Below are 25,324 nucleotides of genomic sequence, written 5' to 3'. Positions count from 1 at the left end.
ACAAAATTTTTCCAATTTGAAAAATCAAGCAATTTTCAGTATGCACCCGTGGAACCCATGGGTTTAAGTCAAAATTCAGACTGTGATTGATTGGCTACTCGCTACTCGCTACTCGCTATGGTTCGCTACTTCGCTGTATCTATGCAATCACTGAGACTTCGTTTTGAAGGTGTTGTGGTCGAATCGTTACCTGAGAATCAATGTCGGGTGACGATTCACTGTTCACATGGCGACCAACGCTTTCGTGCGAGCCGTGAAGGGCAGGCTGTCGGAGATGCTCCGATTGGGTTGGCCGCAACTGCCACGCTTGAAATCGTGGAGGTATTTACCGAGCACTTGCTCAAGTGCTCGTTGGAAGGGTTTGAACGGACTCAGGCGTTTGGCAGAGACCTGATCGTGTTGCTGGTCCGTGTCGAACATAACGAAAGTCGGGTTCAGCTTTTCGGATCCTATCGTACCCGTGGCCCAGAGTCAGATTGTCTGGCGGCTGGGTCACGGGCGGCATTGGATGCCACCAACCGGTTTGTCGAACTTGTTCAGCGCCAGCTCCATCCAGAGGCGTAACTCAATATCTCACAAAGCGGCGTCAAGCGGGCCGCACTCCACAATTTCCATGGATGATTTCACACTTCTTTCCACCACACCCTACGTTTTTGACCGACTTCGCGGAGATATCCGCGTCTATGACAGCCTTCCTTCAACCAATACTTTGCTCAAGCAACTGGCTGGAAGCGGTGGCCAGGAAGGGCTCTGTGTCATTGCCGATGAGCAGACCGCAGGGCGCGGGCGACATCAGCGCCAGTGGATTTCGACCCGTGGGGAAGGGCTCTATCTCTCGGTGTTGCTCCGTCCCCAAATTGCACTGGATCGGCTGCCGCTGATTTCTTTCCTGGGTGCGGTGGCAATGGCACGGGCGGTGAGCAAAGTCACAAAGCCTGTCCGAGCCGTCAATGTTGACATCAAATGGCCAAATGACTTGCTGATCAACGGGAAAAAAGTCTGTGGCGTACTGGTCGAATCCGGCCTGGTTGGTGATAAAGTGGCCTATGTCATTTTGGGAGTTGGGTTAAACCTCTATCATCAGACCTTTCCGAATGGGCTGTTATATCCAGCCACATCGCTGCTCCTCGAAACCGGTGAACGACTGGCTCGAATCAATGTGGTGAGCGAGTTTTTGCGCGCCATGGATAAAAGCTACCAGGCATTTGAACAAAATCCCTCATCAATTGTCGAGGAGTGGGCTTCGCTTTCAAGCTTTGTCCATGGCAAGTGGGTGCGGATCAGCCTTGGAGATCGAACGATTGAAGGCGTGACGCGTGGGGTTCGAGCCGACGGCGCACTCCGGGTGGAACTCAAAGATGGAACCGTGCACGAGGTCCTCAGCGGCGACGTCACCAGTGCCCACAGCACTGACCACTGAAAAGCGAGTGGCTGAAGGAAACCATTGGAAGAATTGGTTTTAACTTCTGTGTGTTCTGTGTGTTCCGTGGTTTCTGTATCTGAAATTTGATAGATGAGTGGCAAGCCGGTTAGTGAATCTTCCCCAACGTGACATAAATCAACACCCAGGTCAGTAAACTGAGGGTTGATCCAATGACAGTCAGTGTTATTTGATAGCCAGAAAACCAGGACCAGCCGCGTTTTTTGGCAACCACAAATGGCATAACCATTGGAATTCCCAAACACAAAACAAGCCCGGTCAAAAAAACAGGTATTTCAATTGATTGGCCCGGCTTAAAAAATACAAGCCCGGCCACCCAAAACATCAATCCTGCCCAGTGCATCGCACCAGTGACAACAAATCCAAACCGTAGAGGTTGATCTGGGGAGAATGTATGACTCCCCAATTTTGCCTCCTGCGCTCTTTTCGCCAAGACAATTTTGGCAGGTGTTCGTGCTGGTTCACATACTGAGAGAAGCTGATTCTTGAGAGAGACCCTGGCACAGCGGGCACAGGTTTCGGTTTGCGGATCAAAAACATCGGATTGATGACAGATTTCACACCGCCGGGCTAAATGAACCTGATTCACGGCAAAAGATGCCATAAACACCTCGTTCTTCCCTCGGCTAATCCCTTCCCAAATAGTAGCCCTCGCGCCAACTGGCTTTCATCCCAGGACGCGTCACAATGACGGAGATTTTGCGAAAGGTTGACTTTGGGGTTTCATTGCTTGAAATGTAGGTCAAAACATACTGGCTTTGAAGTTCTTCACAGACCTGACGATAAGCGGTCGTCAGGTCTTCGCTTTTCATGGCATTAAACAATTTGCCGCCAGATCGCTCGGAAAGCTGGGACATACGGGCTTCGTCTTCGATAAAGCGATTGTACAGGGCATTGGCCTGACTTCGGGTTCCAGCAATCGCCCCGCGTTTCCCACCATATTTCTGTTTGATATCTTCAGCAATTGCACGGGCTTTACTGATGACATAGAGGCTGGAGTTTGAGCGCACGACGGCGCCGAGCGCCTGAGCATCCGTGACCCGACTGCCATTATCGTCACAATCGGTGAGCAGCAAGATCGTGCGACGGCCTTCAACTTTCGGAAGCAGTTCATCTGCCGCCAGAAACATGCCATCCCAGAGATGGGTTTCGGTGAAATTTGCCTGGGTCGCTCGATACTCCCAGTTGATGGCGCGTTCGATTTTGGCCCGGTCTGATGTCCAGTTCTGGAGTAGCTCAACCGATTTTCCAAATTGAATCACGGCGACTTCATCGTCGGGTGAAAGCTGGCGCACAAACTCAATCGAAGCCTTGCGAATGGCCTCCATTTCCGAAAAGACGCTGCCTGAAACATCGAGCAGAAGCACGACTTTGAGCGGAACACGCTGGGTATTGAAACTGGTGATTTCCTGGCGGGTGCCGTCTTCGACGATGATGAAATCTCGGGCACTCAAATCAGTTGAAAGCCGACCATAATCGTTGCGGACCGTCACCGGGAGCACGATTTCGTTGGTTCGAACCCGGCTGATGACGTCATCTTGCGAAGGATTGGCGTTGGGGAAGGGGAGGGTGTTGGAAGATGGCGGGGATTCGGGTTTGCGTCCGCTCTGTGCCAGACCCGAAGGAGCCGACAAAACTCCCCAAATCACCAAGACACAAAGCAAAACACATCGAACAATCATAAAAACTAAATGACATGACGATGGGGCGAAGAAGTTTGGGCACAAGACCTGGGCTCAGAGCTGGAGGCGATGGGATGAAGAATTGGTTTTATTTCATCCCTCATCCCTTCAAACGCCCCAAGCCCGTTTTCTTCAGCCCGAGTTTAACGACTTTCAACCGCAACCTGACCTGTGGCTTTTTCGCGGGCTTCAGCTTCGCGGAATGAATCGCGGATATTGCGTTCAAGTCGCTTGATCTTCACGAGATGGCCCGGATTGAAGGCCAGCGATGGGTAATAGCAATTGCTTTCGTGGGTGCAGTAGCAGCCGTTTTTGACGTGTTTGCGTCGGTCAGCCATGGCCTGTGATGCCCACAGCGCGCCAAAATCCCAGTCAAAATCGCGGAGGTTGCCGATAGCGGGCAGGTTTTCGCAGCTTGAAACCGTGCCTTCATCATAGATCACACCGCCAGCCGTTCCAGCCCAGCACCGCAGTTGGGCTTTGTTCTCAACCTGTGTTTTGGCGATCAGTTCGTGCATGTAGATATCAATCGCCGCTTTGAAGAAGCCCGAATCGCCGGTGTAGATATTTTTCAACGAGGCGCTGCACGAATCATCCAGAATCTGCTTGGAGAGTTTCTGGTACCGATTCAGATCAATGTTGAGTTCTTCCGGGCGGGCTGAGGGGGGCCGAATATAGTTGACGTTGATTTTGTCTGGCTTCAGTTCATGTTTGAGGAAGTCATACCATTCAAAAATGCGATCCTGGTTTGAATTCATCAAACAGGTGCAGGTTTGAATATCAATGCCGCCATATTCTTTTTTGAGTTCTTTGAGTTTAAAGGCCGTGTCGATGGCCTTCGCCCAGCTTCCCGGCTTTTGACGGATTTTGTCGTGCTCAGTTTCCAGCCCATCAATTCCAAGCGCCACGGTCACATTCAGATTCGGGCATTCCTTCCGGATGCGTTCGACATCCGGCAGAATCCGCTTTTGGATCTGACCATTCGACATCAGGTAGATGGATTCTAGCTTGTTGTTTTCATAAAAGGCACGTGCAATCTGTGGCAGGTCAATACGGGTAAACGGTTCACCGCCGGCAATCACCAGCACGCCCAGATTTCCGCCCAGCGTTTCGCTGATGCGAACGATGTTGTTGGTTTTCATCTGGAGCTTTTTGCGGTCTTTGTCATCGAGTTCTTCGGTGAAAAAGCAGTGCACACACCGCATATCACACACCGAGGTCACGAGAATATTGAGAAAGATCGGCGGGAAAATCTGCCCCAACGCCATACGTCCATAGCGTTTGAGCATTTCTTTGGTCATGTAGTTCATAAAACAATCCTTCGGTGCGTACCAGACCTGGCCGGAATGCCGTTGCGGTACTTGCGTTTGATCTGAAAAAAGACGTGATTGATGAGTTGAGGTGTGAGGTTCGCTTGAGTATGGAGTCGCACACCATAGGGAACCACTGAAAACCAGTCAACCGTTCTGCGCTGAGCCTGGCGACCGGTACCCTTACAGTTCAATTTGCTTCAGTTTGGCTTCAAAAGCCTGGGCTGAAAGGCCACGTAACAGAATAACTTTGTTGCGTGTGGTTTCGCCAGTCAGGATGTCCACTTGACTCCGGGAAAGGTCAAAAAATTTTGCCAAAAACCGGATACATTCGGCGTTGGCTTTCCCATCCACCGGCGGTGCCGCCAGTGCCAGTTTCAGCGCCGTGTCATGCTGACCCAGAATGCGGGTACGCGGGGCGTTGGGCTGGACTTTGACTTCAAAGGTAATCCCCTCAGGTTTTTCCAGATATGGAAGCATAAAAATTTTCAAGATATTGAAAAAGAGTAATTTATTGAGTCAGGTCCGGGTATTTGAGCAAACTTGTGAAAAGTCTGGACGGTTTTCTGGCTCCTGAATTGACCTTTACACGGAGCGAAGGATACAATCATTTTCGCTCATCCTTCACCAAGTATCTCGTTCACTGCATGTCGCCTTCCGTTAGGAGATTTCCTATGGCGCACGAAAATGGTCGTCCAAGCCGTCCTACCTCTTCCCATCGAGGTAAGGTCGCTATTTTTATTGATGGGAACAACCTCTTTCACGCTGCACGATCCGTTGGAGTTGAAATCGATTATGCCAAACTGCTGGATATACTTCGGGGGGATGATACGCTACTCCGGGCCTTTTTTTATACCGGCGTAGATCAGCAGGCAGAGCGGCAACAAGGATTTTTGCTTTGGATGCGTCGCAATGGGTATCGGGTCGTTGAAAAAGAATTAAAAACATTCGCTGATGGTACCAAGAAAGCCAACCTCGATGTTGAAATCGCGGTGGATATGCTTTCACTGGCTGATAAATATGACACCGCGATTTTGGTCAGCGGAGATGAGGATTTTGCCTACGCAGTCAATGCCGTTGCCTACAAAGGCGTCCGGGTTGAGATTGCCGGATTTCGAGGCAATACCTCTCCACGCTTGATTGACGTGGCGGATCGGTTTATCGAACTTGACTTACTGGTCCATGAAATTGCCAAAACCGACCGGTACAACACCGGAAACCTCCATCGTCGCTATCCGCCTGAATGGGCTGGTGAGCGATCTGGTTCGGGGGCCTTACGCCAGGACTGGAATGGAACTGAGCGTACCCCGAGTGGATCACTGGGGCAGCCACGCCAGGAGTGGCCTTCAGACCGGCAGATGCCCGAAGCTCCGCCAACGGCACCGCTGGAACCCCACGATGTTTCATAATCACCTGATCGAACGCAAGACGGTTCGCTTCTTTGAAAAACAAAAAAATTGAACCCCTGCTCAGTCTCAATAAAGAACTATGGATTCCTCTTCTCAATACTCATCAGGTATTTGACACAGGTCAGCACGCCAACGTACATTGCTATCAGCAATAAACCCGTTTAAACCCAAGATTTTGGGAAACTTGGACAAACATCGGTTCCCTGTATTTCGTAACACAAAACAGAAGATCATTCCATTTCTTGTTACCCCTTCAAGCTTTACACTCGCAGTACTTTCAAACGATCTGAACTCAGGTAGGCGGCTACCTGCACACATTTTGGAGCAAGACCAACATCGTGACAGTTTCACTGTAGAGGAGACCCACCATGGACGAACGATGGAAAAGATTGCTGCTCGGGTTTGGCATCATGTTCGGAATGCAGTTTCTGGCTGCGTTCTTTGGACTTAAACTGGGACAAAATTTCCCGGAAACCACTTTTTACATCATGTTGGGATTTACGCTGGCAGCCTATTTTGGCGGTGGTTTGGTCATGGGGCTGTTGGCTGACCACGTGATTATTTTAGAGCCGTTGCTGGTCTCGCTGCTGGCGATCACGCTCAATACGACTATTTCCGCATTGAGTGCGACCCAGGCGGGTGAAGCAGCCGGTACCCTTCAATTTGCAGATGTGCTGTTGATGGCGTATGCCCTCAAAAAAGGTGCTGTTCTCAGCCTTCTGTTTGCCATGGCAGCCGTTGTGATTGCGGCCTTAGCTGGGGCATTGGTGGGTGAGCGTATCGCCACGCCAACCTACGACTGGATTAGCACGGCGGCCCCGATTGTCGGACTTGTCAGTTTGGTGATCGGCCCCATTTTCTTACTGGCCTTTTCAGGAACTGAAAAAGGAAATCCAGCCGTCCCCTGGCCTTTTTTGATCATCATTATGCTCGCGTTTGTGATTGTGGTCGGGGTTGGGTATTTGCTCTTCACCCGCGAGCACAATGAGGCTGAAGAAATTTCAATCAGCCCGGATCATCGGCGCGATTTGTCGTAACCCTTGTTTTATCAATAAAAAACAGGAATGCTCCAGGCTTTTCTGTTTTTTCAATTCATCAAATTGGGGGTAATTTGACACCCTTCCCCCCCTGAGGTAATATCGCCAGCTACAGTTTAACCAACTGTTTAGCTGGCGATCTTTTTATCTTGCACATTTTTTTACCCCCACTTGTCTTTATCTCCCTCACAATTTTTTCTGAGGTCCGGGTTAGAAGAAGCCGGTCACGGCTTTTGTGCTTGTTGTGGATTCAGCCAAAAATCTTCGAACAGGTCAACGAAAGGCGCTCTTAAAGGTATGGCTCTAGGTGTAACAGAAGATATTACTGAACTTATCGGGAAAACCCCGCTCCTCCGATTCAAGCATGTTGTTCCCGCCGGAGCAGCCAATGTCTACGGAAAACTTGAATATTTAAACCCTGGCGGCAGCATTAAAGATCGTGCCGCGATGGGCTTGATTACCGATGCTGAACGACAGGGGTTCTTAAAACCTGGCGGAACAATTATTGAACCAACAGCGGGCAATACCGGCGTTGGTCTGGCATTGATTGGTCGGGCCCGAGGTTACCGGATTGTGTTGTGTGTCCCTGAAGGATACAGCATTGAGAAGATGAAAGTGACTCAGGCATTGGGTGGTGAAATTGTCTACACCCCTAATGAACTGGGGATGCAAGGCGCCATTGACAAAGCTTTTGAACTCTCCAAAACAATTCCAGATTCGTTTGTCCCGCAACAATTTAGCAATCCAGCCAATCCACGTTACCACTACGAAACCACTGGTCGTGAAATTTACGAGCAGTTAGATGGAAAAGTGGATGCGGTTGTCATCGGGTGTGGTTCGGCGGGCACGTTCAGTGGTGTGGCGCGTTACGTGCGCGAGCGCAACCCTCAGGCTGTCTGTGTTGCCGTTGAGACCCAAGGGTCAGTTTTAGGCGGTGGTCAACTGGGACCACATCGGGTTGAAGGCATCGGAACCAGCTTTATTCCCGGCAACTTTGATCAGGAAGTATGTAGTGAAATTGTGGCCGTGATGGATGATGATGCTTTTGCCACCGTGCGTGCCCTGGCTGCCCAGGAAGGTGTGTTGTGTGGTGGATCGAGTGGTGCCAATGTGTATGCCGCCATCGAGGTCGCAAAACGATTAGGGCCTGGGAAAAATGTCGTGACCATTTTGCCTGACAGTGCCGAACGCTATATGAGCAAGGGAATTTTTGACGAATAACCTGGTTTCAACACCAGCTCATACCAAATTGTCCTTTGGACCAATGAGACCCCCCTCTACGAGCTTGCTGAAGTGAGTACTGCTCTCTCCAAATTGAAGTCAGTGCGGATCCAGTGATGGTCTTCAGCCGCTGGCGAAAGAATGAATTATGGGAATCGCAACAGATGTTATTCACGCGGGTCAAGCCCCAGACCCAACCACTGGTTCGATCACTGTTCCAATTTATCAAACCTCCACCTATGTGCAGGACGGATTGGGGAAACACAAAGGCTATGAGTATGCCCGGACGCACAATGCCACGCGGGCAGCGCTCGAAGAGAATATAACCGTTCTGGAAAAAGGAGTTGGGGCCTGCGCCTTTGCTTCAGGGATGGCTGCCATCCATGCCGTGATGACGACGTTGCTCAAGGCAGGCGATCACGTGGTGGTTTCAGACAATACCTATGGCGGTACTTATCGTTTGTTTGACAAAGTGCTGACCAAATTCGGGTTGCGGTTCAGTTATGTTGATACCACTGACCCTGGGGTTGTGGCTGATGCCCTTCAACCAAACACCCGCATGATGTTTTTGGAAACCCCAACCAACCCGGTGATGCGGTTATGTGATTTGCGGGCTCTTTCAGAGATTGCTCGCCCGAGAGAAATTCAGGTGGTGGTTGACAACACTTTTATGTCACCTTACCTCCAGCGGCCAATCGAGTGTGGCGCCGATATTGTGGTTCATTCGACCACCAAATATCTCAATGGCCACAGTGATAGCGTGGGAGGCGTGGCGGTGGTGACTTCCAAAGAAGTTCACGAAAAACTGGCCTACATTCAGAACGCGGCTGGTGCCATTCTTTCGCCATTTGACGCCTGGTTGACCTTGCGGGGGATCAAAACGCTGGCCGTTCGCATGAAGCAACACGATATCAATGGACGGGCCGTTGCCGCATACCTGAGCACGCATCCAAAAGTAACCCGCCTGTATTACCCAGGACTTCCAGCCCATCCACAGTATGAGCTGGCCTGTCGGCAAATGGACGGGTTTGGCGCCATGCTGGCTTTTGAAGCCTCGGGTGGTATTGACCAGGCCCGGAAAATACTTGAAGGACTGAGAGTCTTTGCACTGGCTGAATCGTTAGGAGGTGTCGAAAGCCTGGTTTGCCACCCGGCTTCGATGACCCATGCCAGTGTCCCTGATGAAGATCGCCAACGTCTTGGAATTACCGATACCTTGATTCGCTTATCAGTCGGGATTGAAGATTGTGAAGACCTGGTTGCGGACCTGGATCAAGCCCTGGCACAGCTTTAGAACCCACGCTGGTAAAAAGCCATTCAGTCAGATGGTTCCGCGCCTCCTCACTTTCAGGGAAGTGCTTTCGTTTCATTTATTTCTGGCCTGAAGTCACAATTTCCAATCACCAGGAGTTCAGCGATAAGTCAACGCTCCTCCAGTTTCAACACCAGGTGAATCTGGTATTGAGGAGAGCGGCTGGAAAGTGTTTTTCGATGTGAACTGATTTCACGCTAGGCTCCTGGAAAAAGCTTGGCTATAATCGGCGGCGAATAGGGTGACATTCTCTTCACATCGCTCAACCTGAACCCAGTTTTACATTCACTTTGAGATCATTTCCAACATCACGTTTCAGTCCCCGCGTTTTCTCTTTTTCCAAACCGTGATGATCTCCTTCCGCTTGAGATCACGCGAAATAGGGAAGCCAATCCAGGTTGACGTTGGTTTCTTGAGGAAAAGCAGACAGACCCCCGGGCACTCTTCATCACCAGGGAAGTTTCAGACCAATCGCATCTGCCAGTTACACTATCCACGGGTTTGGCTTGAAAGAAGGACAGTCTTAAATTTTAGCATCTTCATGCCAGAATGAAGACCGTCTCCTATTTTTTGGGTTGCCTAATCAGACAACCATAGGTAAAAAGAATTCGCCGACTTTCAAGGTCCTGGAATTGCCCTGACCGTGGCTGCACATTGAGGGTAATTCACTCAAGACTTGATGACGCATCAATTTGGGGAGCTTTTCTTGTCACATCACAGGCTGGCGTAAAAACTTGCCTGGCTCCTGGGTTGGTCGGCATGAGGTCAAATAAGGAATTCCCACGATTCACTGTGGGAATAACGTCACTGTTTATGGATCACTGACACCGCAATCATTTGACGCAAGGCTTGCCTGCCTATGACACTCGAAAATACAAATAGTGAAAAAACCGTGTTGATCAGGATGTATGCTCAAACTGACGTGGGCATGGTACGCCAGGGAAACGAAGACAATTTTCTGGTGGTTGACCTGAGTACAGCGGCCACCTGGACCGCCGACCATGACGCACCGCCTCCCGAGTTGCTATCTTTTGCTCAAGGCCGATATGGATCACTGTTTGCCGTGTCTGATGGGATGGGCGGGGCATTAGCCGGTGAGGTTGCCAGCCAGTTGGCGGTAACTGCGGTTCGGGATTGGATGCTTCAGTTTCAGGCGAATCCAAAATTTCAACCATTTCCCTTCCACGAACGCCTTCGCCTTTCGGTCGAGCAAGCCAATCTCCTGATCAATAGCAAAAGTCAATCGCATGCCGAGTATGCCGGGATGGGGGCCACCTTTACGGCTGCCGGTGTGGATAACACCACGCTCTATCTGGCCCAAATCGGAGATTCACGCGCCTATTTGATCCGCAATGGCCGAATTGCCCAAATGACCAAAGATCAATCCCTGGTCAGCCAGTTGGTCGAGGCCGGGCATATCACTGAGGAAGAAGCCGAAAGCCATCACTATAAAAATGTGATTCTTCAGGCGTTAGGGGCAACTGCCTCAGTGATTGTGGTTGTGGATTGCGTGCAATTACAGCGCGATGACATCTTGTTGCTGTGCAGCGACGGGCTGTCAGGCAAAGTGCGTGGACCTGAAATGCTCCAGATTTTCAATGCCTGCAATGGAGATCTGACCGAAGGCTGCCGCAAGTTAATTCAATCGGCCAACGAACGAGGCGGGGAAGACAACATCACCGTCATGCTGATGCATTTTTCGGGTGATGGATTAGATGCGCCAACCGACAGCAATAACTTTGAGTCACGAATCATCCAGCGTGATCCACGCCTCCCGGATGAAATTGATGAAAGTTTGCTGATTTACGAGAAAGATACCCTTGACGCTCAGAACAAAGCCACTGGCTCATTAAAAGTTCCACAAACCACCGCTGTCCTCTCGGCAGCGGTCGTTGCCGAACTTTATGAAGTGGCGGCGGCGAATTCACAGCCGTCGGTTGCCCCACCACCACCTGCTCCATCTCCACCGATGCCGGCGCTCCCGACACCTGTCCGCCAGAGTCAAAATAATTCGAAACTGATTGCTGCCAGTCTGTTCATGCTTGCCTTGATCGTGGTGGCTTTTTTGCTGTATCGGAAGAATACCGCACCCACTGCGGCTGAATCTCCTCCCCAGCCAAAACCAAATCCAACTACTCCAGCCCCACCCGCCCCCGCCCCGCCAGAAAGCCAGCCTTCTCCCCAAAAATCTACCCCACCTGCAAGTGAACCGGCGAAAGAGAACAAGTAATCGTTCCTGTCGCCTTTATTTTTTGATCAAAGGGAAACTGCACTCGAACCGCAACTTTGATTCAATCGGGATACCTGTCTTCAGTAGTCAGTAGTTGATAAGCCAGTAGTCAGTAGTTGATGAGTCAGTAGTCAGTGGTCAGTAGACCAAACCCAGGTATTTCAGTCTGCAACGATCTTGAAAAGAGCACTTTGCAAATAATTCAAAAAGAACCAGATCCGCTTGACAGACACTTCAAAATCCCAACACTCGACGACTGACGACTGACTTATTCATATCGAAGCGCCTCAATCGGTGACAATTCAGAGGCTTTAATCGCCGGGTAGAGTCCAAAAAAGAGGCCAACCACCACGGAAACTGTCAATCCTGCCACCATTGCCCACCAGGGAACGGTTGAGGGAAGGGGTGAAAACCGATTGATAAGTAAACTTAAGGTCTGTCCGACCAGAACACCAATCATTCCCCCAATTCCAGTGAGTGTGACGGCTTCGAGCAAAAATTGTTGTCGAATATCAACCCGGCGGGCACCGAGGGCTTTGCGGACGCCAATTTCTCGGGTGCGCTCAACCACCGATACCAGCATAATATTCATGACCCCAATCCCGCCGATTCCCAGTGAAATAAAGGAAACAGCGGTCAATACTAGAGCGGTGGCACCCGTAAGCTGGTTATAGATGTCCAGCAAACTATCTTGAGTGGAAATACCAAAATTGTCTTTTTCGCCAAATGGAACATTTCGCCGCCGGCGCAACACCTCGGTGATTTGTTCAACTGCCCGCGAAACCATGCGTCGGTTTCTCGGACGTGCAATGACAAAGAAAAACGAGCCGCCCTGTTCCGAAAAATCTGAGTAGTATTTCTCGAAGGTGGTCAGTGGGACCAAAATCACATTGTCCCGCGTCTGACCAAAGAAATTTCCCATTCGCTCAAGCACCCCAATCACCTTGAGCGGGTGTCCATCCATTCGGATTACCTTCCCAATCGGGTCATCATTGGGGAACAGCGCATCAACCACATCCATTCCCAGCACGCAGGTTTCCGTTCGATGCAAAATATCCATGTCGGAAAAGAACCGCCCGCCCGCCGTGTAATTGCTACGGGTAATCTCATACGTCGGCAAAACTCCAGCTAATTGAGAGGTATCCATCACGCGGGCTTCATACCGAAGTGAAATATTATTGCGCCGTCGCTCAGGTGACACCGACAAAATGGATGGCGCTTCACGCCCGATTGCCAGTCCATCGTCCACCGTCAGGTCTTTTCGCTGCCGTTCTTCACTGGTTCGAGTTCGGCGAAAGCTCGGGTCAAACTTTGAAATAAAAATCGTGTTTGACCCGAGGGATTCAATTTGATTGGCAAACGCCCGGTTGAGTCCCTGAATAATTGAGACCATTCCAATGACGGTTGAAACGCCGATGATGACACCTAAAATTGTCAGAAAGCTGCGAAGGCGATGGGCATTGAGCGCATCTAATGCCAGAGCAATGATTTCCCGGAAGCTGGTCCGGCTCGAAAACGGAGAGGAGGCCATAAGGTGTGGTGTGCCTGAAGATGGAGTATGGTCAGTGACCAACCATAGAAGTGCAAAGAATATCGGTTTTGAACCGCGAACCGGGTGCTGGCTCGTCGCCCAGTTTCTGGGCTACGAACCAGCCATCAGAAACACAAGCTAAATCAAAGAAAAAGAGACTTTTTCTCAAGGTTGTGATCTGAGTGATTGAATGTAGGTTCCTCAAACTGAATGACTGAAATGGCGCGATTTTGAAGCTGAACAGGAAAAAAACGCATTGTCAGCGTGCGGGAAACCTGATTCTTTCAACGCTCTACATTCCAATTTTCGCAATCATGGTCTAGGATACCCAAGTCTGCAACCAATCTGTCATTGCTATCCACTGGCATCACATCATCTCAGCTAACTATTTTTAGCCATTGTACAGAGCATTCGTTATGGAGTCGCTCGCACCATTCCTCGTTTGGGGGCTCACCGGACTTCTGGTGGTTTTGGGTATTGGCGTGGTGATTCTGCTCGGGATTCGATCATATGCTGCCTGGCGGGACCGGATTCGGCTCGATATGCGGGATACGACCCGATCAAAACTCCTCACCGCCATTCAGGAACTTGCCGATCCAAATAACAATGGATTGACCTGGGTCGTCAAACCTCTCAAACCAAAATCACAGGATGAAACTGCGGTCTTGAAGCAAGTCATGACCGAACTGTCGCGTGTCTTGTCGGATGAAGACCGCTGGCGATTAGCCGAGTTGTATGAAGGCACCGGGATGCAGGCTGAGGATATGCAGATTCTGCGCGACACCAAAAAACCCTGGTACGAACGGGCTCGCACTGCCTATCGCCTTGGGCAAATGCGATGTGCTTCAGCAATTGAAACCTTGACCACGGCGTTGCGTGACCCATCTCAGGAAGTTCGGTTGATGGCCATCTGGGCACTGACTGAAATCGGGGACGACCGCGCTGTTTCCCCAATTGTGGTCTCGCTCGCCGATGCCAATGGTTGGGAGTTGATGCACGCCGCCAATTGTTTGCTTGGAATGACTGGTGAATTGACGCTCCCCTTGCTTGACCTGCTCCGGGCTTCAGGGCCCAAACGTGAGCGGCGCGAACGAATTTCAGCCACCGTCCTGGATTTGCTCTCTGAATTTGGTCAACGAGCCCGGAATCGTCTCAATCCGCGTGCCTGTCGCCAGGCGGCTGATGATTTACTGAAGTCTGATTCGGTTGATATTCGGGCCCGAGCTGTCCGAGCCCTCACTGCTCTTGGTATCGAGTCTCATGATGAACTTGAGGTCATTCTGCGCTGTTTGAAAGACCCAGCCTGGGAAGTTCGAGCCGTGACTGCCCGCGCCCTTGGGGAAATGCAGGTTTTAGATGCCATTCCATTGTTGATTCAGGCTGTTTCAGACGAAGCCTATTGGGTCCGGCATAATGCCGCCGTGGCATTAAAGCAATTTGGTGAATTTGGATATGAAGCACTGGATCATCTTCAGCGAAGTCAAGACCGGTTTGCCCGGGAAATGGCCAGGCAGGTGATGGACCAGATTTAGTCCTTCGGGATGAGAAGTGGGCTGGTGACTGGTACTTGATACCTGGTTCTTCAAGGACATTGCTTCCCAAACACGAAACACGAAGCACCAGGAACTTTGAACGAGAGACCCGATACGAACTGCGAATCACGAGCCGTAACATGTTCCCCCTTCACTCTATTTCCTCTCATTGACGGAAAACAAACTTCGTCAGCACACAACTGCCCATGGAAAATCTTGGACTGCGAACTGAAAACTTTCCTCACCGGGATAACAGCTTTGCCGGGCGATTTAGCCGGCTAGGTGGCTGGTTGTTTCTGTTAAGCCCACTGATTTTGGGAGCGGTGTTCTTTGCACTTGAACTCACCATTGGCAACCGTCAGGCAACCAGTTCGGCGTTTGCTCGCGCCATTCACCACCTTTTTATTGTGCTGCTTGGGTTTATTTTGATTGCGGGTGTTATCCGTCTGGTTCAGATGATAATTTCAGTTATTCAAATTCGGGTATACAGTCTGAGTCAGCAACTTGGTCAAGGGTGGTTGTTGCCCTATTCACTCCGCGTGCCTCCGATTTCACTGATGGTGTGGGTTCATAATGAAGCGGGAACAATTACTGAACGAATTGAACGCCTGCTCAAGCTGGAGTACCCGACGTTTGAACTGGTGGTGGTCAATGATGGATCAACCGATGCGACCCAGCAAATCCTGCAATCCTCTTTTGACCTGCATCCAGTGAATAAGGTGATTTGCCGGACCTTACCAACACGGACCGATGGGAACGTATGCACCTCCGCGCTTTACCCAAATTTGACAGTGGTGGATAAACCCTGGAGTGGCCGGGGAGACTCCCTCAACTTTGCCCTCAATCTGACTCAATACCCTCTCGTCCTGACTGAAGACCCAGATACAGTTTTACAATCCCGCGCACTGGTTAGGTTGGCAAAAGGCTTTATCGAAGACCATACCAACACTGTGGCTGTCAGCAGTCTGGCTGGCCTGACAGGGGATATCAATCTCGAAGTGCCCGACACCGAAATTGGATTGGGACGCAATCAGGATTCTTCCGAATCACCTGAAGCACCAGTTGTGGTTGGGTCACCACTGACACGATATTCCCCAACCGTCAGCATTTTTGGAGCCACTTTTGCCGAAGAAGACCTGTCAACCTGGATCCAAAACCTGCAACGTGTAGACCGAATGAGTGCGTTTCATTCAAGCTGGCTGGCTCGAAACTGGCTGGGCAGCGTTCCCGTCTCAGGTGGCATTCCTCGATTGCTTCGCAAATCAGATGTTGTGGCCGCTGGCGGGTATGATCCGATGAGCGAGGAGGTCAGCTTTAACCTGCTGCTCCATATTCAATATCAGGACAAACGCAAACTCCCGCGACGGGTCGTTTTCCTCTCCGATATTCTGGCCAGGATCGAAGTTCCCGAAGATTTAAATGTGATTGGACAGTCCCAGCGAAACTGGCAGCGTCTGGCATTTCGATCCCTGATAACTCATTGGAAGTTGATTTTTAAATCTCATGGCGATTTCTGGTGGCGGAGCCTGTCCTACCCGGTCTTTTTCCTGATTGATATTCTGGGCCCCGTGATTGAGTTAATTGGATTTGGACTGGTTTTTCTCATGGGCGTCCTTGGTCTGATTGATCCATCGGAAATGATGTTTTTCATTTTTGCGATGATGACGTTTGCCCTCGTCCAGTCAATCGGATCTGTGTTAAGTGAAGAATTTTCAGCTCGTTCCATTCGACAACCTGGAAGATTGCTGAAACTCATCCTGGTTGCCTCAACGCATGCGATTGGCTACCGCCAGATGTCCGCATACTGGAAGCTCCGTGGAATCATTGATTATGCTTTGGGAAAAGGAACCTATTGAATGAAGAATGTGGTTAGTTGTGGTTAGTGGTTAGTTGGATTAGTGGTTAGTGGTTGGTGGTTAGTGGTTAGAAATCAATACTTTCGAAGAAGAACCAAGAACCAGGAATCAACCACTAACCACTAACCACTAATCACTAAAAGGATTCTTCATTTGATTATGAACGATGCGAATTACCGAGATTTTTTTCAGTATTCAGGGCGAGTCCAGCTTTGCCGGGTTGCCCTGTATTTTTGTCCGAACGACTGGTTGCGATCTGCGCTGCACGTGGTGTGATTCGGAATACACTTTTACCGGCGGGACCCAGATGACGCTCGATGAAATCATGGATCGGGTTTATTCGTACCCGACCCGATTGGTGGAATTAACTGGTGGGGAACCCTTGCTGCAAAAGGAAATCTACCCGCTAGCTACCCGACTGCTTGATGAAGGGTATCAGGTGTTGATTGAGACCGGTGGCCACCGCGATATTTCAAAACTTGACCCACGAATCATCAAGATTATGGATATCAAGTGTCCTGAAAGTGGCGAAGCGGAAAAAAATCTCTGGTCGAACCTGGAGTATTTGACGCCCCGAGATGAGGTCAAATTTGTGCTGGCCAGCCTCAATGATTATTTCTGGGCGCGTGACTGTATTCGACACCATCACCTTGAGTCGCGAGTCAATGTGTTGATTTCGACCGTGTTTGGAATTGACCGGCGGCCAATTGTCGAACAAATGCTGGCCGATGGGCTCCGGGCACGATTCCAGGTGCAGTTGCATAAAATGGTTTGGCCGGCTGATATGCACGGAGTGTGAAGTGCCATGGGACCGCTACTGCTTTTATTCCTGTTGATCATTGGTGGGGTGATGTGGTACGCCATTCAGCAGGCGCAGTTGCGGGGCGATATTGAACGGATGGCCGAACTTGAACGCCAGATTATCCGCATGGCCCTGATACGCAATGGCCGAATTACCGCCCTCGATGTTCATACACGCCCACCCGAAAGTGTCGAAGTGATTGAAGGCTGCCTGCGGCGGTTACAGCGGGATGGATACTGTGACAGTGAATTGACCCCAGATGGGCATCACATTTATATTTTCCAGTCATTTGACGACACGCCGGTTCGGACAAAGGCAATTGAGAAAGAAATCCTGCGGCTGGCCAAGATTTTTAATGGTGTGGTTCGGCCAGGAACGGTCGCCTTGCGAACGGAACTGACCTATAGCGAAGCCCGGCTCTGGTTGGAGGAAATGGTTCAGCAACGCATTTGCCAGCCACATCCGGAACTCCCTGACGGATATCTCTTCCCCGAGTTTGCACTTCCTCAATCTCAAGATGCTTCACCGGCGCAACCTGTTCCCCTGGTAGCAGGTTCCATTCCATCGGCGGCACCGTCCGAAGACCATGCCACCGAATCTCCTTATGCAGAATTTCCTTCAGGGTATCAGGAAGCCGTAGATTTTATTTATGACAAAGCAGAAGAAAGTCGGATTCATCAGCCTCGGCTGCCCCAAAAATCTGGTGGACAGTGAAGTGATGATGGGTCTTCTGGCTCAACAGGGCCACACCTTAACGCAGGAAGCCGATGAAGCTGATGTCCTGGTGGTCAACACGTGCGGATTTATCGAAGCCGCCAAACAGGAGTCAATCAATACCATTCTTGAAATGGCAACGCTCAAAGAACAGGCGCAAGGCCGCAAGTTGATTGTGACCGGGTGCCTGGTCGAACGCTATCGCAACGATCTGCTCCAGGAAATTCCAGAAATTGATGGATTTCTTGGAACCAATGAACTTGAAGGAATTACCTCGCTGGTTCACGGGCTCAATGACCAGGTCGTCCGCAATCCAGTTCAATTACAGTCAAAACGACGGCTGCCAGTTTTGGCGACACCATCCGCCAGACTTGATCCCGTACCAGCTCGCGAAGCCGGACTTGAAGCCGCAGCTTACCTCTATAGCGACCAGACTCCGCGCCTGCGTACCACGCCCCGCCATTATGCCTACCTGAAAATTGCTGAAGGCTGCGATCACCCTTGCGCGTTTTGCAGCATCCCGCAAATGCGCGGCAACCTGCGCAGCCGGCGGGCAGGCTCGATTTTACAAGAAGCCGAACGGTTGGCTGCTGAAGGCGTCAAGGAGTTAATTCTCATCGGGCAGGATACCACCAGTTATGGCGAAGACCTCGGTGTCAAAGATGGTTTAGCCAATCTGCTCAAGGAGTTAGCCAAAATTGAAGGGTTGCAGTGGGTCCGATTTCTCTATAGCTATCCAACCCGGTTGAGCAATGCCGTGCTGGACGTTATGGCAGCAGAACCCAGACTCTGCAAGTACGTTGATATTCCGCTCCAGCACGCCAGCACGCGAATGCTTCACGCGATGCGGCGGCCTGGGTCGCGTGAATTTCTTGAAAAAATGGTGCGTCGGATTCGAGCTCATGTCCCCGATATTGTCCTGCGGACCACCTTTATTGTGGGCTATCCAGGTGAAACCGAAGCTGACTTTGAGGAACTGATTTCCTTTTGCAAGGAACAGGAATTTGACCGGGTTGGTGTGTTTACTTACTCGGACGAAGACTCCACACCGGCTTTCAACCTGGCTGACAAAGTTCCAGCCCGCACTGCCGAATCCCGTCGCAAAAAATTGATGAAAGTCCAGGAGCAGATTTCCAAGCGCCGCAACAAACGCTTTTTAGGAAAAACGGTTGATGTCGTGTTTGAAGGGTTATCTGAGGAAAGCGATTTAATCTGGCAGGGACGCATGGCAACCCAGGCACCGGAAATTGATGGCCATGTGCTCATTACTGATACCCCTGAAGGGTTCAAGCCCGAAATTGGCCAGCTTGTCCGGGTTGAGATCACGGAAACCCACGCCCACGATCTGGTTGGTCATATTGTTGCCGCTGGTTGAAAGGCTACTCCACCCCCACGTTTATGAAACAACAATTGAATTTGTCCTTGCGGAGAATTGCTTTCCAGTTTGGTGCAATTCTCCTTTTTCTTTTGGTTGCCACGCCCAATCTTGAGGCTCAACAAAAACGGCCTTCAAAACCGCGCTCGCGTAAGTCTGCCAAAACCCCCAGGCCACAAGCGGCACTGGTTTTTACCGGGGAACCGGTTCAGGAACGCAACGTCCGGGCTCATCTTGAGTTTTTGGCGAGTGATGCGCTTCAGGGAAGAGCCAGCGCCACACAGTTTGAACGCATTGCCGGCCAGTACATTGCCGCTCAGTTTCGCCAGTTTGGGATTGAACCAGCCGGGGAAAAAGATAAGTCCGGTACTGTGACTTATTTCCAAACGGCAACGCTGACCAAACGCACCTTTGCTGAACCGCCACAGTTGTCATTTCCTGGTGCTTTAAATCCTGTGACGTGGACCCATGGCAAGGAAGTTGTGATGTATCAGGTGGCTGATGCTGAACTCAGCGGTCCGTTTCAAAAATTAGTGCCTGATGCGGTTGCCAAAGCCGGAGCCTTTGTCTTTCTGGATAGCAAAGAGGGCGCCAGTTCCCAGGATCAATACACCCAGGTTTCAACTGCGCTTTCTCAAGGGGCAAAAGCGGTGTTGCTCGTGATTGGTGAACGCGAACAGGTGATGTGGGAACGGTTCTCGAAACAATCTCCGGAACTCCCTCCGGGGAATGCTCAGGCGCCAACGATCATTTTTGTTGAAAAATCAGCGGCTGAAATATTGCGACAGGTTGCTGACGGAACGCTGTTTTCAATCAAAGGGAAAGTTCAGGCTGGTGAAATCAAACAAACCTGGAACGTGGTTGGCTGCCTGCCTGGAAGTGACCCAAAGCAGCAGGCCGAAGTGATTCTCCTGTCAGCCCATATGGATCACATTGGCGGCAAGTACTCTCCAGACAAAGACACCATTTACAATGGAGCCGATGACGATGCGTCAGGTGTGGCGGCGGTTTTAGAACTGGCCCGGGCTTTAGGAAACAGTCCCCGTCCAAAACGAAGCGTCTATTTTGTCTGTTTTGGCAGCGAAGAAATTGGCGGACCTGGCGCCCGATATTTTTTAGATCATCCACCAGTTCCGCTCAAAAATATTGTGACCAACCTCGAATTTGAAATGATTGGGCGACCCGACCCGAAAGTTGGATCGGACACGCTCTGGTTGACTGGCTTTGATCTGTCTGACCTGGGTGCTGAGCTGGCCAAACAGGGTGCTCACCTTGTGATGGATCCTCACCCCCAGGAATTTTTCTTTCAACGATCTGACAACTATGCCCTGGCCAAACGGGGCGTCATTGCGCACACGGTTTCAAGTTATGGGCTGCATGGTGACTACCACAAGGTGAGCGACGAGATTGAGAAAATTGATTTCCTATTTTTCCGGTTTTGTCTATTGAGGCTCAGCAACTTCAACCACCTGGTTCAAATTCAGAACCTGAATTTCGACCACTGAACCTGAACCGAGGTTTGTGAGTGACCCAAAAGGACGGAAAACTGGAAAAACAATTTTACAAGCAGGATTTTGAGAGAGGGGGCTGTTTGCACAAAATCTAGGCTGACGCAGGTGGTACTGACCGATGTTGTACCAGGTTGCCAGGAGGTTCTGGCATTAGAAAACAGTCAAATAGTTCAATTAAATAAACTTAGTACAAGTTCCCATAAATAGGGGATGGAATTTCGGTGATTCCGAATTGGCTTTCGCCCGGATGGGCGCCGGACAATAGCCGGTGGTTTGCCGCTTTGGGCACACCACCGGAGCTTCAATCCGCAGTGGTTCGCGTCCGGATGGGCGCTGGAAGCTGGTTTGGGTCCCGGTTTTCGTGGAAGTTTCGGCTGCTCGCTCACAACTCCTGTTCCAGCGCCCATCTGGGCGCGAACCCGTGATGGCGGCTCTGTCCGGTGGCCGCATGTCCAAAGCGACACTTGCCACCGGCTATTTTCCAGCGCCCATCCGGGCGAAAACCAATGTTTCTGCCAGCGACTGGTTGAATTTCATCCCCCTTTTATGGGGACTGGTACTTAGCGAACTACTGACTACAAACTGGCTTTACTTGCTCTTCTGCTGATTTTTGGCTTGCTCCATCGCAATTTCCCGAACTGCCTGGAATGAGGTTTCGGTTGAAGCGCCTTCAATGGCCTTGACTGCCAGATCTTGAGCCTGTTTGAGCGCCGCGGTGAGTTGGGCTGAGAGGGTTTGAATTTGAGCTGACTGCTTGGTGATTGCGCTCTCAAGTGATTGAATTTGCAGCTCTTTCACTCGTTTGACGCCTTCGGTTTCCTTCGCAATTAAATCCGCTTTGAGCCGTGCCTGATGTGTGGCAATCCCGGTGCCTTCGTTGGCGGCTTTCTTTACGGCTGCTTCCAGCTCTTTCTGGAAGTTTTCAACCTTTGCCTTTAATTCATCTGCCTGTTTTTCCCGCTCGGCAGTGGATTGCTCCCGTTTGGCCCATTCTTTTTCCTTGACCTGGCGGTTTTCAACCAGTGCCTGATCAAGTTCTTTGCGAAGCCGGGTATAGGCTTCGTTGTCGAGCTTGCGGGCGTTTTCAAGGGTAAACCGGTACTCGGCTTCTTCGCGCTGACGGGTTTTTTGACTGGTGGCATTGCGGTCTTTGATCACCAATGCATGATCGTCCTGTTCTTTGCGCCAGGTCTTTTGTTTTTCAGAAAATTCCTGTTCAAACGTGGTTTTCTTCACCTTGAAGTCTTCCTCGAACGTCCTGGATTTCACCTGATAATCCTGGATGAGTGTTTCGAGCGTGGTGTCCGAAATTTGAAGCCCATACAGGGTTTCCAGTCGCTGTCGGCCTGATTCTGTGGTTTTGCGGAGTTGCTGTAAGGTTGAAACTTCACTGGTGAGCCGGGTTGAAAGCTCGCTGACGGCTGTACCAAAACGGGCTTTTAAACTCGTTAAATCATTGATGATTTGGGGAATTGTCGCTCCAGTTTGAATTTCGGGCATAGGTTTTCGATCTCCGCGGGCGGGTGGCTCCTGAGGGGTTGATGGAGTTGGGTCAGTTGATTTTTTCTCTTTGCGTAGCGTTTCGAGTTGAGCTTTGAGTGATTTATTTTCTTTGGTCAATTGCTCAACGGCGCCTTCGGCTTCGCTGAGGTTGTGCTCAAGCTGCTCTTTTTCCTCAGTCACTTCGTTGAGGACATCCAGGATTTCATTTTTGGTGCTTTTTGAAGAGATATTTTTGCTCATGGCACGATCCTTTCGGTTAAGTGGATGCCGGATGTAATGTGACATCAACGACATCGGGTCCGCTTGAGTGGAGGACTATTGGGCTGAGAGTTTATTTTTGGTTGTGCCTTCAATGGCTCTCATGGCCAGTTCCTGGACCTGTTTCAATGCGGCCTGGAGCTGAGTGGTCAGGTGTGCAATCTCTTCAGTTTGGTGAGTGACAGTTGCTTCAAGTGACTGAATTTTAAGATCAAAAATCTTGTGGGTGGCTTCGGTTTCTTTTTCAAGCAGGAGCGCCTTTTGTTTTTCGGCTTCGTGGGTGTCTTTAATGGCATCTTCACGAGCGGTTTTAATTGCTTTTTCAAGCTCAGCGGGCATGGTTTCGACTTTGGCTTTGTGCTCTTCAATTTGTGGCTGGCGTTCAGTCAGGATGGTTTCGCGTTCGGTCCAGCGTTTTTCTTTTTCCTTTTCGGTTTCCGTCAGTTCAATTTCAAGCTTGCGTTTTCGATCTTCATAGTTGTTGGCTTCGATTTTACGGCGATTTTCAACTTCGTACTGATAATCAGCTTCGGCCTGCTGGCGTTCTTTTTGGATCAATTCCGCATGTTCCTGGGCCAGTCGGTCAAAACTCTCCTGTTCTTTTTTCCAGTTGGTGCGGGTGTCTGAAATTTCAGTTTCCAGTTCAGATGTGCGCCGGGCCTGATCTTCTTCAAATGCTCGAAGTTGTTCACGGTGCTCCTGGGTCAAGATATCGAGGGCATCGGCAGCAATTTGCGTGTTGTTGAGGTCAACGAGGTTTTCGCGTTCGACTTCAATCGCCCGACGCAGTTCATCAAGTTTTCCAGTTTCCGTGGTCAATTTGGTGGCAACCGCATCAATCGTATTGCCAAAATCAAGTTGCAGGTCAGCCAATCCCTTGACGGTGGTTTCAATCGTGTAAGTTGAAGCCTGGGCCAGAATTGCAGCATCTTTTTGTTTTTCCGCTGCAATCTCTTTCGTGGCGACCTGGGAAGCCGCCCGTTTTCGTGATTCCAAAAGTTGCTGGAAGGATTTTACGATTTGGGTTTTATTGTCTGCTGGGGTACCGTTCGCAACCATGGTGGATGCTTCTCCTTTTGGAAAATATTGATTGTTGAGGGGTTATGAACCAGTGCCTTTCTTGATTCAAGGCAAAAAAATATCCTTTGCACATCAGTGTGTTGTTTGAACTGAAACTTTGTTGGAAATCAAAAAATCAGTCAAGTTACAAACTAAGGGGCAAAGGATGAAAATGTATTCTTCAGGAGTCGAAGAGTCGCTATGGAAAAGAATTTGGGTTAGATCACGGCAAAATGCCTTTATCAACCATCCAGGGATGGATTTCGACTTGCAGTCGTCCGGCTTTGACTGCCGGATCAGCTTCAGCCAGGGCTTTGGCTTCTTCTAAGGTGCTGACTTTAAAGACAAAAATCCCACGTAATTGACCACCATCCAGAAACGGACCCGCAATGACGAGCTTGCCTGACGCACCCATACTGCGAATGTGTGCCATGTGCTCTTCTTGAATCCGGTTGGTTTCGGCTGTTTTTTCGGGTGTCCATTTGGGACCACGGCTGAGAAGTCCCATATAGTACACAGTCATCCCTTCAGGGATTTCCGGTTTTTTTTGACTTTCGGCGGTTGGTTTGGTGGCTGGCTGCGGGTCTGATTTTTCCTGAGCCAGGATGGATTGGCTGAACCAGAGGCCGGCTGTAAGCAATGCAATCGCAAGCACTTTCATAATCTGTGATTCCTGATGAAATGGGTTTCCCTGGCTTATTTTTTCCGGGTGTAAGTGATTTCCATCATTTTGAATTCACCCACGCCTGGGAGCGTGTCATACATTTCAAAGACATGCGTATCCTGGTCAATGACCCGCTCAATGGATTTGCAGACTTTATCCTTAATACCCATGACGGGGTCATCCATGGTACCGGTGTAGGTAAACACTTTTCCTGACGCATCCCCGGTCCCAGTACTGATCATAATGGCCGTACTCATCGAATCAACCCAGGTTGATGTGTATTGTTTGCGGAAATTGTCATAGCCGACCAGTGCCATTCCCTGAAATGGCTGGCCCATAAAGGTACTATGAAATTCCTGGACCAGATACCGGCCACCCAGAATCAATTTATATTCACAGGTCCCTTTGGAAATAACCGGTTCGCCTTTGGGGTCCATCCAGGCGCGATTGGTGACATTCCAGGTTCCGACCAGGGACTTGAATCGCTCGTGAGCCGGGCCAGGCGTGGAAAGTTCCTGGTATTTTTTCATCATTTCTTCCATTTGGGCCTGGGATGGGGCTGGAGGATTTTGGGGGGCTTGTTTTTCCTGGGCGAGCATATTAGCTGACATCAATTCAGCGCCGACAAACAGCAAGATAGCACAAAATACAACTCGAAATTTCATGGTGGGCCTCTCCTATTACTTTGAAGATGAAGGTCTTTGATGTTGACCTTGTCTGTGGCTGGTGAACCCTGATCGAAAGGGAAATAACTTTGAAATGTCTTGTGAGTATATCATGCCCTACGAAAAAGAATAGAAAAATGATCGAAAAAAATCGAAAAAATAATAAGAAGTAATAAGTCCAGTCATGAAAAAAGGAGCACTTGAGGTGCTCC

23 protein-coding genes are annotated in these 25,324 nt (G+C 50.2%); 14 read left to right on the top strand and 9 right to left on the bottom strand.

The annotated features are described in order from the left end of the window. The first annotated feature begins 141 nt into the window (after positions 1-141). Together HY774_03725 and HY774_03720 are read left to right on the top strand one after the other, a co-directional pair. Positions 142-564 carry a hypothetical protein gene (locus HY774_03725; protein MBI4747568.1) on the top strand — a complete coding sequence of 141 codons (423 nt, stop codon included), beginning with the start codon at positions 142-144 and terminating at the stop codon, positions 562-564. 49 nt (positions 565-613) lie between these two features. After that, the gene (locus HY774_03720; protein MBI4747567.1) at positions 614-1,420 is read left to right on the top strand and encodes a biotin--[acetyl-CoA-carboxylase] ligase; all 807 of its coding nucleotides are present in this window, start codon (positions 614-616) and stop codon (positions 1,418-1,420) included. A 109-nt stretch (positions 1,421-1,529) separates the two neighbouring features. On the opposite strand, the gene HY774_03715 is transcribed toward HY774_03720, so the two are convergent. From HY774_03715 to HY774_03700, 4 genes are all read right to left on the bottom strand, one after another. Next, positions 1,530-2,045 carry a hypothetical protein gene (locus HY774_03715; GenBank protein ID MBI4747566.1) on the bottom strand — a complete coding sequence of 172 codons (516 nt, stop codon included), beginning with the start codon at positions 2,043-2,045 and terminating at the stop codon, positions 1,530-1,532. 22 nt (positions 2,046-2,067) lie between these two features. Next, on the bottom strand, positions 2,068-3,075 hold the full coding sequence (locus tag HY774_03710) for a VWA domain-containing protein (protein MBI4747565.1): 1,008 nt from the start codon (positions 3,073-3,075) through the stop codon (positions 2,068-2,070). Between the two features lie 191 nt (positions 3,076-3,266). Further along, positions 3,267-4,433: a radical SAM protein gene (locus HY774_03705; GenBank protein ID MBI4747564.1), complete on the bottom strand. Its 1,167-nt coding sequence runs from the start codon at positions 4,431-4,433 to the stop codon at positions 3,267-3,269. A gap of 183 nt (positions 4,434-4,616) precedes the next feature. Next, positions 4,617-4,913, bottom strand: a complete 297-nt coding sequence (locus HY774_03700; protein MBI4747563.1) for a YggU family protein — start codon at positions 4,911-4,913, stop codon at positions 4,617-4,619. Between the two features lie 194 nt (positions 4,914-5,107). Here HY774_03700 and HY774_03695 point away from each other — a divergent pair, with 194 nt between their 5' ends. The 5 genes from HY774_03695 (at position 5,108) to HY774_03675 (ending at position 11,642) form a co-directional block, all read left to right on the top strand. Further along, positions 5,108-5,842, top strand: coding sequence for an NYN domain-containing protein (locus tag HY774_03695; protein ID MBI4747562.1), 735 nt, complete (start codon positions 5,108-5,110; stop codon positions 5,840-5,842). A 368-nt stretch (positions 5,843-6,210) separates the two neighbouring features. After that, positions 6,211-6,879 (top strand): hypothetical protein, encoded by a 669-nt coding sequence (locus HY774_03690; GenBank protein ID MBI4747561.1) that lies wholly within the window; start codon positions 6,211-6,213, stop codon positions 6,877-6,879. A 297-nt stretch (positions 6,880-7,176) separates the two neighbouring features. Next, entirely contained in the window at positions 7,177-8,100 is a 924-nt protein-coding gene (gene cysK, locus HY774_03685; protein MBI4747560.1) for a cysteine synthase A, read from the top strand. A 148-nt stretch (positions 8,101-8,248) separates the two neighbouring features. Further along, positions 8,249-9,394, top strand: coding sequence for a cystathionine gamma-synthase (locus HY774_03680; protein MBI4747559.1), 1,146 nt, complete (start codon positions 8,249-8,251; stop codon positions 9,392-9,394). Between the two features lie 877 nt (positions 9,395-10,271). Beyond that, complete coding sequence (locus HY774_03675) at positions 10,272-11,642, top strand: serine/threonine-protein phosphatase (GenBank protein ID MBI4747558.1); 1,371 nt, start codon at positions 10,272-10,274, stop codon at positions 11,640-11,642. 268 nt (positions 11,643-11,910) lie between these two features. Here the strand turns inward: HY774_03675 and HY774_03670 are convergent, their stop codons facing one another. Further along, a complete protein-coding gene (locus tag HY774_03670; protein ID MBI4747557.1) occupies positions 11,911-13,173 on the bottom strand; it encodes an ABC transporter permease in 1,263 nt (420 codons plus the stop codon). Between the two features lie 416 nt (positions 13,174-13,589). Here HY774_03670 and HY774_03665 point away from each other — a divergent pair, with 416 nt between their 5' ends. The 7 genes from HY774_03665 to HY774_03635 all read left to right on the top strand — a co-directional run bounded on the left by HY774_03665 (position 13,590) and on the right by HY774_03635 (position 21,570). Next, positions 13,590-14,705, top strand: coding sequence for a HEAT repeat domain-containing protein (locus HY774_03665; protein ID MBI4747556.1), 1,116 nt, complete (start codon positions 13,590-13,592; stop codon positions 14,703-14,705). Between the two features lie 206 nt (positions 14,706-14,911). Next, positions 14,912-16,561, top strand: a complete 1,650-nt coding sequence (locus HY774_03660; protein ID MBI4747555.1) for a glycosyltransferase family 2 protein — start codon at positions 14,912-14,914, stop codon at positions 16,559-16,561. Between the two features lie 166 nt (positions 16,562-16,727). Beyond that, a complete protein-coding gene (locus HY774_03655) occupies positions 16,728-17,360 on the top strand; it encodes a radical SAM protein (GenBank protein ID MBI4747554.1) in 633 nt (210 codons plus the stop codon). Between the two features lie 6 nt (positions 17,361-17,366). Further along, complete coding sequence (locus tag HY774_03650; GenBank protein MBI4747553.1) at positions 17,367-18,077, top strand: hypothetical protein; 711 nt, start codon at positions 17,367-17,369, stop codon at positions 18,075-18,077. After that, positions 18,013-19,452 carry a 30S ribosomal protein S12 methylthiotransferase RimO gene (gene rimO, locus HY774_03645; protein ID MBI4747552.1) on the top strand — a complete coding sequence of 480 codons (1,440 nt, stop codon included), beginning with the start codon at positions 18,013-18,015 and terminating at the stop codon, positions 19,450-19,452. The genes HY774_03650 and rimO overlap by 65 nt, the downstream gene beginning before the upstream one ends. A gap of 683 nt (positions 19,453-20,135) precedes the next feature. Continuing rightward, positions 20,136-20,957 (top strand): M20/M25/M40 family metallo-hydrolase, encoded by an 822-nt coding sequence (locus HY774_03640; GenBank protein ID MBI4747551.1) that lies wholly within the window; start codon positions 20,136-20,138, stop codon positions 20,955-20,957. A 274-nt stretch (positions 20,958-21,231) separates the two neighbouring features. Beyond that, positions 21,232-21,570, top strand: coding sequence for a hypothetical protein (locus HY774_03635; GenBank protein ID MBI4747550.1), 339 nt, complete (start codon positions 21,232-21,234; stop codon positions 21,568-21,570). On the opposite strand, the gene HY774_03630 is transcribed toward HY774_03635, so the two are convergent. The 4 genes from HY774_03630 to HY774_03615 form a co-directional block, all read right to left on the bottom strand. Next, complete coding sequence (locus HY774_03630; GenBank protein ID MBI4747549.1) at positions 21,552-22,751, bottom strand: hypothetical protein; 1,200 nt, start codon at positions 22,749-22,751, stop codon at positions 21,552-21,554. The two genes, HY774_03635 and HY774_03630, sit on opposite strands and share 19 nt — an antisense overlap. Positions 22,752-22,781: 30 nt before the next feature. Continuing rightward, positions 22,782-23,783 carry a hypothetical protein gene (locus HY774_03625; protein MBI4747548.1) on the bottom strand — a complete coding sequence of 334 codons (1,002 nt, stop codon included), beginning with the start codon at positions 23,781-23,783 and terminating at the stop codon, positions 22,782-22,784. 223 nt (positions 23,784-24,006) lie between these two features. Beyond that, a complete protein-coding gene (locus HY774_03620; GenBank protein ID MBI4747547.1) occupies positions 24,007-24,444 on the bottom strand; it encodes a hypothetical protein in 438 nt (145 codons plus the stop codon). A gap of 35 nt (positions 24,445-24,479) precedes the next feature. Further along, complete coding sequence (locus HY774_03615) at positions 24,480-25,112, bottom strand: DUF1579 domain-containing protein (protein ID MBI4747546.1); 633 nt, start codon at positions 25,110-25,112, stop codon at positions 24,480-24,482. Between the last annotated feature and the right edge of the window lie 212 nt (positions 25,113-25,324).

This window comes from Acidobacteriota bacterium (genome assembly GCA_016208495.1).
GTDB lineage: Bacteria > Acidobacteriota > Blastocatellia > Chloracidobacteriales > Chloracidobacteriaceae > JACQXX01.
Note: the sequence above shows the minus strand (reverse complement) of the source record. Positions and strands in the feature narration are given on the sequence as shown.